This is a genomic window from Lysinibacillus sp. FW301-JW8, from assembly GCF_058788755.1.
The window spans coordinates 39,688-53,348 of record NZ_JBYTBB010000036.1 but is presented as its reverse complement, the minus strand read 5'-3'; the positions used below and the strand labels follow the sequence as shown (position 1 = coordinate 53,348).

Genomic DNA, 13,661 nt, shown 5'->3' with positions numbered 1-13,661 from the left:
CCCTTCCAAAAAAAGTTTTGTATATATCTATACCACTTTTTAGAAGAAGTACACATTTCTTAAGTTGACAGCTATGGACCAAAGTACTTCCCGATTACTCAATCCAATCCCTCCATTACAAAAATAATATTACCTTAATTCTTTTTCGTAAAAATAGGTTCTTCAATTTGAATCGTCATTAAATAATAATGTTGTTTTTCTTCTTCATTGTTATCGCTAATTAAATCTTCTAGAAGAACTCTATATTTTTTGGTGAATTCCAGGAACTTTTCTTGGCTCACTGTAAATTCTTTTTGGAGGGATAGATTGTTCCATTCTTCAACATTTGAAGAATGTAGTTTGAATGTTTCATCATGTGGAGTTACACACGCGTTTTAGCACGACTTAACACTTCTAAAAATGATTGTCTTGTAGCTTCTTTAGACTCAACATAATTAAGCAAATGGTCTGCAGGGATAAACCCTCTTGCTATTGCTTGATAGTACTTTAATAAATTTCCTCCTCGTTCTTCGGTTCTTACTAGCTTGATAATTCCATGTTCAAGGTAGTATTTTTTCTAAGCCTGTTTCAGCTGCCAGCTTTGAGAAAATGCTTCAAAAGGGCTTTTTAACACCTCAGATCACAAAGGAGAACAAGAAACCAATTGTAGAGCGACGAGCTTATTATCGATTTAATTTTCCTGCCTATGTAGTGGGAACGATGACAATTATCGAGATTAATCAGAAGAAGGCAGACATTGGAAACACGCCGATACTAATCGAAAATATCAGTTTAGGTGGTATAAAAATCCGTTCTTCATTAAAATTACCGATAAATAGTAGGATGACATTTAAATTTAGTTTTGTATTAATGAAGCAATCCTTTGAGCTAGAAGGCACTTTACGGTGGACACTTGAGGAAAATTTTGAGGTGTACTCCTATGGTGTGGCGTTTAAAATAAAGCAAGAAGAGGAGGGGAGATTAGCTCCTATCATAAATCGTATGACTGCCTTGCACAATAATCATGAAAAAATACAGGATATACCATTTACCTTTGAAGATATAGAAGCTTTTTTTAATAAAATATAGAGCCTATATAAAAGATGGGGTTGGGACAGAACTCAATAATTTTTTTAAATAACGAAAATGGATAATAACTTTTCCGTTTCACTGAGCTGAGTGATCCTTCTTGGGTCAAAAAATGTTAGACCGAGATACAATCGATCTAACATTTTTTCTTTTGGTCCCAGACTCATCTTGTAGAGAATATATATATAGTTTCATTGAGAAGTTCGACTATACTTCAATGCAAGAAGCTCTTTAATCGTAGTTTTAATTACTTCATCATTTAATTCAATCAGAACAAAACAGTCTGTAGCATAGTCTGCGATTAACTCTCTACACATACACCACCCGAATACTCTATCTATTTCATCGGAATAAGGGTGTCTCACTGCTACAATTGTATCAAAATCCTTTTCCCCATTCGAAATTGCACTACCAATTGCAATAGCTTCTGCGCAAACTGTTACTCGTCCTATGTATGCTTCAATATGTACAGCCGAAATGATATCGCCTGCTTTTGTGCGTATGGCTGCACCTACATGATGTCCTGGTAAAGCGTTGTAATTTTTTTAGTTGCTGCTTCTACCAATTCTAAATCCTGCTGAGATATAAGAAATGTTTTCATATAATTTTGACCTCTGCTTCCAATATTTGAATCAAGTTCTTTCAACGTAAAATGGAATAATTATTTTTAAGCTGACAATCACTCTATCACTAATCATTCAAGATGGCAACAGCTCGTACAGGGGCACCATCAGCATTTTTAAACTTAATGGGCAGGGCACAGAAAGTGAAGAGTCCATCACCAATTTCCCCAAGTCTCGTTAAATTCTCAATAATAACAAAATCGACATCAGCTAAAACCTTTTTATGAATTGTTAAATTAGCATCTAACATCGAGTCAATGCTTATTACGTCGAGCCCAACACCTTTTTTCTTACTTTGCATCAAATAGTCTGCGACTTCTTCTGTCAAATATGGATAGTTTCCGAAATAAGTAGCTGTGCCCCAGTATTGATCCCATCCAGTAAAAAATAATAGGAAGTCCGCTTGATCAGCCTTTTCTTTTACCGCATTAATTCGATCCATTGCAATTTCTTGACCTTGTTGTAAATCGCTACAATCAATGACTAGCCCAGAACCTATAAATTGTTCGGCTGGTATGTTATCGAGTGTAGTTCTATCGGCAAATATGTGATTTGGAGCATCCATATGTGTTCCTGTATGAGAAGCCATCGTTAGGGAAGTTTCTTTAAATCCATCATTTTCGTGATTGCATATTATTTTTAATGATGGCTGATCTGTACCAGGGTAGACTGACATATTTTCAGTGATTGTATGCGTTAAATCAATTATTTTCATATATAAACCTTTCTTTCTTTTTTAAAGCTATTGTACCATTAAATCTCGACGTAACTAAGTTGCTGTTCGTTTGCATCACATTCATTTATAGAAAGAACGTAAAAGGAATACTGTAGGAATGCCAATCACAGCATTGGCTCAGCTATAAAGGAGATTTTTGAATTGCGATGTTTATTTCCATATAGAGACAATGTATTAGTATAGCCTATTTCAATAGGGAAAAGCTGAAAAATTAAAAGCTTCATCTATATCTTTTCATCTGCATATAGTAAAATAAAAGACTGTAAACAATAAGTAGTGATGCTACTATGGCTTTTAAGGAATAGGAGAATTTAAGTGAAACAACAAACAATCATTTTAACCGGTGGAGGGACAGCTGGTCATGTATCACTCAATCAGGCGATACTCCCTTCTTTACAAGAACTAGGTTATGATGTCCACTATATTGGCTCAGAGCAGGGCATTGAAAAGGAATTAATAGGCGAAGCATTTCCTAGTGTTCCGTTTTACGGAATTTCAAGTGGGAAATTGCGTCGTTATTTTTCGATGAAGAATTTTACAGACCCATTTAAAGTGCTTGCTGGGATGATGCAGGCTTTTCGTATTATCAAAAAAGTGAAACCACAAGTGATCTTTTCAAAGGGAGGATTTGTATCTGTCCCTGTAGTGATGGCTGCGAAATTTGCAGGTGTTCCAGTGGTTATTCATGAGTCAGATGTGACACCAGGGTTGGCCAATAAAATAGCCTTGCCCTTTGCCTCACATATCTTTACCATTTTTGAAGAGACATTACAGCATCTGCCAAAGGAAAGGGCGACTTGTACAGGTTCTATCATTCGCCAAGAGCTATTTATAGGAGAGAGAGCAGAGGGATTATCACTTTGTGGCTTTACAACATTAAAACCCGTTTTACTTGTGATGGGGGGAAGCTTAGGCTCAGTTGTCTTAAATGATGCATTGCGTCAAAATTTACCAGAGCTCGTAAAGCAATTTCAAATTATTCATTTATGCGGTAAGGGTAATTTTGATAAGGCATTGGCATCTATGCCAGGGTATAAGCAATTTGAATATGTAACAACAGAATTACCGGATTTATTGCATGCAGCAGACTTTATCGTTTCACGTGCAGGTTCTAATTCTATTTTCGAATTTTTAGCTCTTCATAAGCCGATGCTATTAGTGCCGTTATCTGCGCAAAAGAGCCGCGGTGATCAAATCTTAAATGCAAATTTATTTAAAAGGCAAGGCTATGCAGAAGTTTTAGAAGAGGAAGAACTTACAAAGGAATCCTTTAAAAAATCAGTACATGTTTTGACTGAACATAAAGAGGATATGGTAGCAACCATGAAAAAAACACAAAGACCAAAAACGCCAAAAGAAATGGCAGAATTAATCTTACATTATAAAAAGTAGTCTTTATGAATTGATAGACCAGATAACACCTATTCAACAATTACCACTAAAAAAGCTATGTGCCAGTCAAAATGACAGAACACATAGCTTATTTTATAGAGAAATTAATTTTTTTGAGTTACATTGCTTGTTCTTCGCCTTCTAGCATTTCGTTAGCTGTTGTCAGATAGAACAAGTCTTTTGGGATTTTATATAAATCAAATTGCGCTTTACCACTGTTCACCTGTGATAATAATGTAGGGTGACTTTCATTTGCACTCACGACATAAGGTAACTTTAAAGCTGCACGTTGTGATTTTTTATTTTCAACACGTATACGGAGAAAAACTGTATGGAAATTATAGTCAAAAAATAATTCGTTTAAAAATAGCATCTTTGCTTTTTGGTTATAACCTTTGCCTTGATAAGGGAGTCCAATCCATGTTCCTAAAAAGCCTGCACCTTCCTCAACATCATGAATGCTAATGGTGCCGATTGGTTGACCCCAATCATCAGTAATGGTCCTAGAAATAGCGAGTCCCTTCGCTTCTTCTTCAATCAGTTGTTTTGTCATAAACCAATATTCATCAGCAGATGTGGCTTTTTGACGAACAAATGGGAAAACAGAAGGGTGTGATAATAGCTCATAAAGCTCTGTACATTCATGTAGGTCTCGATGTTTAAGCATACGAAACGCCTCCTTTACTAGGGTAGTTAAAACAATTCCGTTGAAACATAAAGAAGAAAACTAAAATTCGTACTGGAATTAAAACCCAAAGAACTAGACGTTATAACTATGATAACCATAATTTCCCGCTGTCTTACTGATTTTCGACCATACCGAAAAAAGGCTAGTTTTTTTAATATAATATAACAATCCTACTGTTTAATGCAATCATTTTACTCGCTAAAACAAAAATTAAGTTTAATAGTCAGTTAATTCTGAAAAGTAAATAATGCTATAAATACTTAATTTTGTATGAAAATTTTTTAGGAAGATTAAGTCTATCATATCAATTTTTTCTAAAGTACAATAGTTATCCTATTTCTTTTGCATTATTTAATTTCTTGAAAAGAGGGAAACTATCAAAAAATACCCTGAAAAGGATATAATATCTGTAATTCAAACGAAGTATTTCATTGGAAATATGTTATAATAGTATTATTGATTTTTTTGTATAAATAAACATTAATATAATAATTCTTTTTCAATTTTAACGACTTTTGGGGGTGACAGCATGGAGTATCTTTTAAGCGAAGAATTATTTAATGAATTATTTATTGGCAAGGATTTTGTCTTTCTTATGAAAAAGGTAGGAGACGATTATCAATATATTCGCTTAAATCAAGCAGCTCAAGCTTTGTTATCAGATAAGGCGATTGGGAAAATGCTTTCTACCGTTACCTCAAGTCGCAATTTTTCAATAATTCAGGAATATTATTGTCAAGCCATTATGAAGCATGCTCAAATCGATTATGTGGATTATGCTTATTATAAATCGGAGATTCGAAAATATGAGACATCAGTTCGTCCGCTAAAATACATGGATGAGGACTATGTTTTAGCTATCACAAAAGAGATTCTCTATGACCGTAGTATTGAGGATAAGTTTTTATTTATGCGCTCAATGTTTGACCATGCCTTTTTCTCAACTGTCATTCTATCTGCAGAAGGGGCTGTTTATGAAGTTAATTCTAGCTTCATGGACGATTTTGGATTAGATAATGATGCGGTAAAACAGAAATTGTTTATTGATTTACCAATTGTCCCTAAAGATGAGATAGAAAATATTCAAACTTATCTACAAAGAGCAGCAATGGGTGAAAATATTGGAGAAAAACTTATCAAACTTCATACATTGGAGAAAAAAGAGCGCATTTATCTAATGTCTCTTTCTCCAGTGATGCAAGGAGATAATTCATTTGCGATATTTCTTATTATGAAAGATTTCACACAATTTACTGAGCAAAAGGCAGAATTACGTTCAAAATCGCATGGCTTAGAAGTTTTTAAGGCTGCTTTGAACTCTGCAACGGCCATTGCAATATGGGATGTTGATGGCATAATAAATGAAGTAAATGATCTATTTTTAAATGCGTCAGGCTTCACGGCGGAGGAGCTTATTGGTCAACCTTATAAGTTAATCGAACCTAGTTACCATACAGAGAATTTATTGCACCTAATTAATAAAACGCTTGGAGCGGGGAATATCTGGCGAGGTGAACTGTGTTACCGTACAAAATATCATGCAGATTACTGGGTAGAAGCAGCGATTGTTCCGTTAAAAAATGAATTTGGCAAGACAGAGCAATATTTATCCATTAACTATGATATTACGGACAAGAAAAGAATGTTAACGGAATTAAAAAATATTGAACGCACATTCCGTCTAATAACTGAAAATACAAATGACTTGATCGTTATTACGAACGAGGATGGTATTATTATTTATGCCTCGCCGTCCTATAGGATTTTCTTAGGCTATGAAAATGTAGATTTACAGGGACAGTTTTATAGTGATATTGTCGACGAGGAAAGTAAAATGGCATGGCAAACATTCTTAAATAACTATTCTGGTCAAACGGATACACAATTTGAGCTATTACTCAAGGCAAAGGATGGTACACCTGTTTGGACAGAAGGTAACGTAACCGTAGTACATGATCCTGAACGAGAAAAAGTTTCGCAAATTATGATGGTATCCCGTGAAATTACGCACCGAAAAGAACGGGAGAACGATTTATTATATTTAGCCTATCATGATACGTTAACACAGCTACCTAATCGACGTTATTTATTAAAGGAGTTTCCAAAGTTACTGGCAGAAGCGCAAGATGCGAATAATTGTTTGGCAATGCTTTATATTGATGGAGATGACTTTAAGGATGTAAACGATCATTTTGGTCATGACACCGGTGATGATTTTATCCAAAAGTTTGGGCAAGTTTTAATCAACTCTGTCAGAGGTCATGATTTAGTGATTCGTATTGGCGGAGATGAATTTATTGTTATACTTACGGGATTAACTAAAGATAATGAAAAGCGAAAGGCACAAATGATGCATATTATTCAGCGCATCCGAAATGAACTAAAAAAAGGATGGATTATTGAAAATAATTACTTTGCTCCGACTGCTTCGATTGGTGTAGCGTATTATCCCGATCATGGGAAAAATTTAGACGAATTACTGGATTTAGCGGATCAAGCGCTCTATAAAGCGAAGGAATTTGGAAAAAATAAACTTTATATTACGGAAGCTCATTGAAAAAAGTCTGTACAAACAAGTATTTGCTTGTGGTACAGACTTTTTATTTGATGTTATGCTATAACCGTGTTATGTAGGAGATACCTCCATTAAGTGATTATAGAATAGAAGGTGAAAGTAATGCCTAAGAAAATACTTTTAGTAGAAGATGAAAAGCATATCGCTCGCTTTGTAGAACTGGAATTAAAGCATGAAGGCTATGAAGTCTTGGTTGCTTTTGATGGCCGTGAAGGACTCGCCTATGCTTCAACTGAAAATTTTGATGTTCTCTTATTAGATGTGATGCTTCCAGGTATCAATGGCATTGAAATATGTCGCAGGGTTCGTACACAGTCAAATGTACCGATTATTTTATTAACTGCGCGAGATGCAGTAATGGATCGCGTAGCGGGCTTAGATGCAGGAGCAGATGACTATATTGTAAAACCTTTTGCCATTGAAGAGCTGTTAGCTAGAATTCGAACGATCTTACGTCGTGCTATGCCAGAGGAAAAAAATAGTGGGACAATACAATTACGTGATATTGAAATCGATTTAGCAGCTTATGAAGTTTCTGTCCAAGGATTAAAGCTAGATTTAACAAAAACAGAATTTGATTTATTGAAACTCTTAATTGAACATAAAAATAAAGTTTGTACAAGAGAGCTTATTCTAACTTCTGTATGGGGATATGATACAGATATTGAGACAAATGTGGTTGATGTATATATCAGACATCTACGAACAAAACTACCAGGTGAGATGAACGCCTATATAGAAACCGTACGTGGGGTTGGGTATGTGATGCGTGAATGAAAACTTTGAAAAAACATTTGGTGAATCAAACATTACAAAGAAAATGGATGCTCACATCTAGTGCCGTTATCTTTTTTAGCTATGCAATTATATGTATCGTTGTTTATATTTCCTTACATACATGGCTTTTAAATGATGAGGAAAGTAAAGTTACACGCACAAGCTATGATTTAGTATCTTTTTTAGAGTCACAAGGACCAAATCTTACGATACAGCAAATTCAACAAAACACGGGACTTTTAAATTCTATAGTAGATCGTGATCAAACTGTCAGATTATTTAATATGGATAATATTGAGATATTTAGTATTAATGATACTTCTCCAGCTGCACCGCTGACAACTTTACATGAAATTATAGAAATGACAATTGAAAAAAAGGATGTCTTTGTCATCAATGAGCCGATTCGACTCGGCTTCTTCCAGGGATATATCCAGGTGATTCATCCATTGTCAGGGTTCCAATCATTAATGCATTATTTATTGACAGCCATGCTAATAGCTGGGCTTGGAGCATTAGTGCTATCAGCTTCGATTGGCTATTATCTAGCCAACTATTTGATGAAACCGTTGCAAGAATTACGTTCTTCAATGAAAATGGTGATGGATAAGGGATTTAACGAGCCAATAAAGTTAACTTACACGTCTCATGATGAAATAGGTGATCTATTAAAAATGTATAATGCGATGATGAATGAACTGCAAATTTCATTTACCCAGCAGCAACAATTTGTTGCAGATGCATCCCATGAGCTGCGAACACCTATTCAGGCTATTGAAGGGCATCTATCATTATTGAAAAGATGGGGAAAAGATGATCCAGAAATTCTTGAGGAATCTATTAATACTTCATTAACTGAAATTGCACGGATGCGTAAAATGATTGAGGAATTACTAGAGCTTGCTCGCCGGGAAGAAAAAGACAGTAGTAGTGAGGCTAATGCAGTAGAAGTGATTGAAAGTGTAATCGAGGAAATGGAGCATCTTCATCCAGAAGCGCGAATTATGCTGTCTAAAAATGGAGAAATTGGTCTATTATTTATAACAGAAAATGCATTAAGTCAAATAGTTCGTAATCTAGTAGAGAATGCTATTCGTTATTGTGAAAAAATTCCGGAGATTCAAATCTCACTATCAGTCGCTGGAAATGAGGTACTAATGGAAATAGAAGATAATGGAATTGGTATTGCGCAAGAAAATATACCCTTCATTTTTGATCGATTTTATCGGATTGATGAAGCTAGAAATCGTCAAAAAGGCGGTACAGGCTTAGGTCTTAGTATCACAAAAATGTTGCTTGAAAAATATAATGGTTCTGTGGAAGTCAAGAGTGAGATCGATATTGGAACCGTTTTCTTCATTAAATTCCCGCTAAAATATTAAGAAAAATTCACGCTTTATTTAATTATTTTAGCCTTTGCGAAAAAAATTGCTTAATTTCCTAAAAAGAGTTGTATTTTTTGTGAAGAGTAGTAAGATTGAGATGGAAAAAACGTTCTTTAAAATATGGATAAGTTGTGTCAAACATCCTTTAAAAGAACGGAGAAATATTATATAATTAATTGTAATTTAATTAATGGAACTGCCGAAAGGCAAAATTTGGAGGTCATTTTTCATGTCGAACAACGTTACAACTGTAAGTTCTCCATGGTCAGCTTTCTCTGGTCCTAACCTAGGATATGTGATGGAGCAATACGACTTATTCTTACAGTCTCCTGAAGAAGTAGAACCGGAGTTAGTATTATTATTCCAACAATTTGGTGCACCAGTAGTAGTAGAAGGTGAAGTAGCGGTAGCTAGTAACACAGCGGCTCCTGCTGGCGATTACAAAAAAGTATTAGCAGCTGTGAAATTAGCAGATGCAATCCGTGAGCATGGTCATTTAGCGGCAGATATTTACCCTTTGAAAAACCGTGAACTACAAACAGCTCAAATTGAAGAAAGCGCGTTCAATCTAAGCGCTGCAGATTTAGCTGAAATTCCTGCAGCTGTCTTCTTCAAAGATGTGCCAGCAAACGTGAAAAATGGTAAAGATGCAATTGATTACTTAAAATCTGTTTATACAGATAAAGTGGCATTTGAATATAATCACGTCACAGCAATAGATGAACGTGATTGGATTCAAGCACAAATTGAAACAGGTTCATTTAAACAAGCACTAACTTCTGATGAGAAAAAAGCATTATTAGATCGCTTAACACGTGTTGAAAATTTTGAGAAGTTTATTCATAAAACTTTCGTTGGTCAAAAACGTTTCTCAGGTGAAGGTTTAGATACTCAAATCGTTTTATTTGATGAAATTTTAAAAACAGCAGAAGCTAATAGCGTAGAAAAAGTGCGTATTGGAATGGCACACCGTGGTCGTTTAAATGTATTAACACATATTTTAAACAAACCGTATGATATGATGTTCTCTGATTTCGCACATGTTTCCAATGAATTATTTATACCTAAGGATGGCCGACTTGAAATCACTAAAGGTTGGACAGGTGATGTAAAATACCATATGGGTGCTTCGTACAATCGCGAATCTGGTATGAATGTTAAACTTGCTTACAACCCTTCACACTTAGAAGTCGGAAATCCAGTTGTTTTAGGTTCTGCTCGTGCGGCTCAAGATGATACGTCTAAGCCAGGGCAAGCGACTTATAACCGTACAAAAGGATTAGGTATTCTTGTACACGGTGATGCTGCATTCCCAGGTCAAGGAATTGTAACAGAGGTTCTTAACTTTGCGAAAACAGAAGGATTCACAACTGGTGGTACAATCCACATCATTGCTAACAATATGATTGGATTTACAACTGAGCAGCAAGATTCTCGTTCATCTGTTTACTCTTCAGACCCAGCAAAAGGCTATGAAGTACCAGTTGTTCATGTCAATGCAGATAGTCCTGAGGCTGTAACATTAGTTGGTCGTTTTGCAGCCAGCTACCGTCAAAAATTCGGTAAAGATATTGTCGTTGACTTAATTGGCTACCGTCGTCACGGTCACAATGAAACTGATGATCCAACTGTAACAAACCCAGAGACATATAAATTAGTAGCTAAACACGAAACTGTTCGTGCTTTATATGGCGCACAATTAGTAGCAGAGGGAGTTGTTTCTGTAGATGATGTAGCAGCATTAGACACAGCAATTTATGCAGAAATGCAAACTTCTTATGATCATGTTAAAGAAATGGCTGCTAAAGATGAGCACAAACATTTAGAAATGCCAGAAGAATTAAAAGTAGAGTTCCCACAAATTGATACAGCAGTTGGTGTGGAACGTCTTGAAAAAATAAATGAAGAACTTTTAGTGTTTGAAGAGAAATTCGAGCCACAGAAAAAACTTGGTAAGATTTTAGAAAAACGTCGTGAATCATTTGCTTCTGCAAAAATTGACTGGGGTCATGCTGAAACATTAGCTTATGCTACAATTATTCAAGATGGTACACCAGTTCGTTTTACAGGGCAGGATGCACAGCGTGGTACGTTCTCACAACGTCACCTAGTGTTACACGATAAAAACAATGGTAATGTATTTACACCACTTCATCATATCTCTGGTGCAAGTGCATCGTTTACAGTACACAATTCTCCATTAACTGAAGCAGGGGTAGTAGGCTTTGAATATGGATATAATTTAGAAAATGGTAATATATTATCGGTTTGGGAAGCTCAATTCGGTGATTTTGCTAACATGGCTCAAGTAATGTTTGATAACTTTATTTCAGGTGCACGTGCTAAATGGGGACAAAAATCTGGTTTAGTGATTCTTTTACCACATGGTTATGAAGGTCAAGGTCCAGAACACTCTTCAAGCCGTATGGAACGCTACTTACAAATGTCAGCTGAAAATAACTGGTTCGTAGCAAACTGCTCAAATGCAGGTAACTACTACCACTTATTACGCCGTCAAGCAGCATTATTAGGTACAGAGGGTGTTCGTCCGCTTGTAGTAGTATCGCCGAAGTACTTACTTCGTCACCCATTAGCTGCTGCGAATGCTGAGCAATTAGCAACTGGTTCATTCCAAGAAATAATTGAGCAACCAGGTCTAGGGGCAAAATCAGACGCAGTAGAGCGCATTGTACTAGGTACAGGTAAAGTCATGATTGATATAGCTGATCACGTAAAAGATGGTGAAGGCTTCGATCACTTACACATTATTCGTGTAGAACAACTTTACCCATTCCCAAAAGAGCAAGTTGCTGGTATTATTGCTAAGTATCCGAATGTTAAAGAAGTAGTATGGGTACAGGAAGAACCGAAAAACCAAGGTACGTGGAATTATGCATTAGAGACATTATATGAACTTTCAGAAGGTAAAAAGCTTCGTTATGTAGGTCGCCCTGCAATGAGCTCAACTTCAGAAGGTGATGCTGATTCTCATAAAGCTGCTCAAGCGGCAGTTGTAGAAGAGGCAGTTGCTGAGCCTGTAAAGGTTAAATAATCACATATTAATTTTTGAAGCCGGGCTGCTTGCTTAGGCAGGTGGCCCTTCTATGTGCATTATGCACGTTAATTAAAGGAGGAAATGAAAGTGGCTGAAATTAAAGTCCCTGAATTAGCAGAATCGATTACAGAAGGAAGTATCGCACAGTGGGTAAAAAAAGTGGGCGATCGCGTTGAGAAAGGTGAATTCATCGTTGAACTTGAAACAGATAAAGTAAACGCTGAAATCATTTCAGAAGAAGCAGGTGTCTTAACTCAAATTTTAGCTGAGGAAGGCGATACTGTACTTGTTGGTCAAGTTATCGCAGTTGTAGAAGCAGGCGAAGGTGCAGCACCAGCTCCAGCGGCTCCAGCTGAAGCAACGCCAGCACCACAAGTAGCACCTGCTCCAGTTGCAGTAGCTCCAGTTGTGGAAGAAACTTCTGGTGAACGCGTAATCGCATCTCCAGCAGCACGTAAACTTGCTCGCGAAAAAGGTATTGATCTTGCTGCTGTATCTCCAGTAGACCCACAAGGTCGTGTACGTGTCCAAGACGTGGCAGCTCATGGGACAGCTCCAGTAGTAGCACCACAAGCAGCACCTGCTCCAGCAGCGCCAAAAGCGGTAGTAGCTGTTGATGAATCACGTGTGACTGTAGAAAAAATGAGTCGCCGTCGTCAAACAATTGCAAAACGTTTACTTGAAGTAAAACAATCTACTGCAATGTTAACTACATTTAACGAAGTTGATATGACGAATGTTATGGCTTTACGTTCTCGTAAAAAAGACCAATTCTTCGAGTCTACAGGCTCTAAACTTGGTTTCATGTCATTCTTCACAAAAGCTGTAGTAGCAGCACTTAAAAAATACCCTTATGTGAATGCACAAATCGTTGGTGACGAAATTCACTTAAACAACTTCTTTGATATCGGTGTGGCTGTATCTACAGAGGAAGGCTTAGTGGTACCAGTTGTACGTGACGCTGACCGCAAAAACTTTGCTGAAATTGAAGATGCTATTGCAGACCTAGCGAAAAAAGCTCGCGACAAAAAATTAGGTTTAGCAGATCTTCAAGGTGGCTCATTCACAATTACAAATGGTGGTGTATTCGGCTCATTAATGTCTACACCTATCATGAATGGTACACAAGCTGCTATCCTAGGCATGCACTCTATCAAAAAACGTCCAGTTGAAGTGAATGGTGAAGTAGAAATTCGCCCAATGATGTATCTAGCTCTTTCTTATGACCACCGTATTATCGATGGTAAAGATTCTGTAGGCTTCCTTAAAACAGTAAAAGAATTACTTGAAAACCCAGAAGATTTATTATTAAATTCTTAATGCCAAAGCCCTGCACATCGCAGGGCTTTTTCTTGTGTATAA

At 36.4% G+C, this 13,661-nt stretch carries 10 protein-coding genes; 7 read left to right on the top strand and 3 right to left on the bottom strand.

The annotated features are described in order from the left end of the window. Positions 1-588: 588 nt before the first annotated feature. Entirely contained in the window at positions 589-1,068 is a 480-nt protein-coding gene (locus AC3WOM_RS15255; RefSeq protein ID WP_492447455.1) for a PilZ domain-containing protein, read from the top strand. 191 nt (positions 1,069-1,259) lie between these two features. On the opposite strand, the gene AC3WOM_RS15250 is transcribed toward AC3WOM_RS15255, so the two are convergent. Both AC3WOM_RS15250 and AC3WOM_RS15245 read right to left on the bottom strand, forming a co-directional pair. Further along, positions 1,260-1,547 (bottom strand): cytidine/deoxycytidylate deaminase family protein, encoded by a 288-nt coding sequence (locus AC3WOM_RS15250; RefSeq protein ID WP_492447460.1) that lies wholly within the window; start codon positions 1,545-1,547, stop codon positions 1,260-1,262. A 211-nt stretch (positions 1,548-1,758) separates the two neighbouring features. Further along, positions 1,759-2,406 (bottom strand): cyclase family protein, encoded by a 648-nt coding sequence (locus AC3WOM_RS15245; protein WP_492447454.1) that lies wholly within the window; start codon positions 2,404-2,406, stop codon positions 1,759-1,761. Between the two features lie 336 nt (positions 2,407-2,742). Here AC3WOM_RS15245 and murG point away from each other — a divergent pair, with 336 nt between their 5' ends. Beyond that, complete coding sequence (gene murG, locus AC3WOM_RS15240) at positions 2,743-3,819, top strand: undecaprenyldiphospho-muramoylpentapeptide beta-N-acetylglucosaminyltransferase (protein WP_492447452.1); 1,077 nt, start codon at positions 2,743-2,745, stop codon at positions 3,817-3,819. A gap of 118 nt (positions 3,820-3,937) precedes the next feature. On the opposite strand, the gene AC3WOM_RS15235 is transcribed toward murG, so the two are convergent. Next, entirely contained in the window at positions 3,938-4,486 is a 549-nt protein-coding gene (locus AC3WOM_RS15235; RefSeq protein ID WP_427549456.1) for a GNAT family N-acetyltransferase, read from the bottom strand. Between the two features lie 550 nt (positions 4,487-5,036). Between AC3WOM_RS15235 and AC3WOM_RS15230 the strand changes: the two genes are divergently transcribed. From AC3WOM_RS15230 to odhB, 5 genes are all read left to right on the top strand, one after another. Continuing rightward, positions 5,037-7,064, top strand: a complete 2,028-nt coding sequence (locus AC3WOM_RS15230; protein ID WP_492447451.1) for a diguanylate cyclase domain-containing protein — start codon at positions 5,037-5,039, stop codon at positions 7,062-7,064. 120 nt (positions 7,065-7,184) lie between these two features. After that, positions 7,185-7,859 (top strand): response regulator transcription factor, encoded by a 675-nt coding sequence (locus tag AC3WOM_RS15225; protein ID WP_427549462.1) that lies wholly within the window; start codon positions 7,185-7,187, stop codon positions 7,857-7,859. After that, a complete protein-coding gene (locus tag AC3WOM_RS15220) occupies positions 7,856-9,241 on the top strand; it encodes a sensor histidine kinase (RefSeq protein ID WP_492447450.1) in 1,386 nt (461 codons plus the stop codon). The genes AC3WOM_RS15225 and AC3WOM_RS15220 overlap by 4 nt, the downstream gene beginning before the upstream one ends. A gap of 232 nt (positions 9,242-9,473) precedes the next feature. Beyond that, a complete protein-coding gene (locus AC3WOM_RS15215; protein WP_492447449.1) occupies positions 9,474-12,296 on the top strand; it encodes a 2-oxoglutarate dehydrogenase E1 component in 2,823 nt (940 codons plus the stop codon). Positions 12,297-12,386: 90 nt separating this feature from the next. Next, positions 12,387-13,619 (top strand): 2-oxoglutarate dehydrogenase complex dihydrolipoyllysine-residue succinyltransferase, encoded by a 1,233-nt coding sequence (gene odhB / locus AC3WOM_RS15210; protein WP_492447448.1) that lies wholly within the window; start codon positions 12,387-12,389, stop codon positions 13,617-13,619. Positions 13,620-13,661 lie beyond the last annotated feature (42 nt).

What these genes read in the sequence shown, in the direction of transcription:
- AC3WOM_RS15255 (WP_492447455.1), top strand. Translation starts at nt 589, where the DNA reads ATGCTTCAAAAGGGCTTTTTAACACCTCAGATCACAAAGGAGAACAAG.
- AC3WOM_RS15245 (WP_492447454.1), bottom strand. Translation starts at nt 2,406, where the DNA reads ATGAAAATAATTGATTTAACGCATACAATCACTGAAAATATGTCAGTC.
- AC3WOM_RS15235 (WP_427549456.1), bottom strand. Translation starts at nt 4,486, where the DNA reads ATGCTTAAACATCGAGACCTACATGAATGTACAGAGCTTTATGAGCTA.
- AC3WOM_RS15230 (WP_492447451.1), top strand. Translation starts at nt 5,037, where the DNA reads ATGGAGTATCTTTTAAGCGAAGAATTATTTAATGAATTATTTATTGGC.
- AC3WOM_RS15225 (WP_427549462.1), top strand. Translation starts at nt 7,185, where the DNA reads ATGCCTAAGAAAATACTTTTAGTAGAAGATGAAAAGCATATCGCTCGC.
- AC3WOM_RS15220 (WP_492447450.1), top strand. Translation starts at nt 7,856, where the DNA reads ATGAAAACTTTGAAAAAACATTTGGTGAATCAAACATTACAAAGAAAA.
- AC3WOM_RS15215 (WP_492447449.1), top strand. Translation starts at nt 9,474, where the DNA reads ATGTCGAACAACGTTACAACTGTAAGTTCTCCATGGTCAGCTTTCTCT.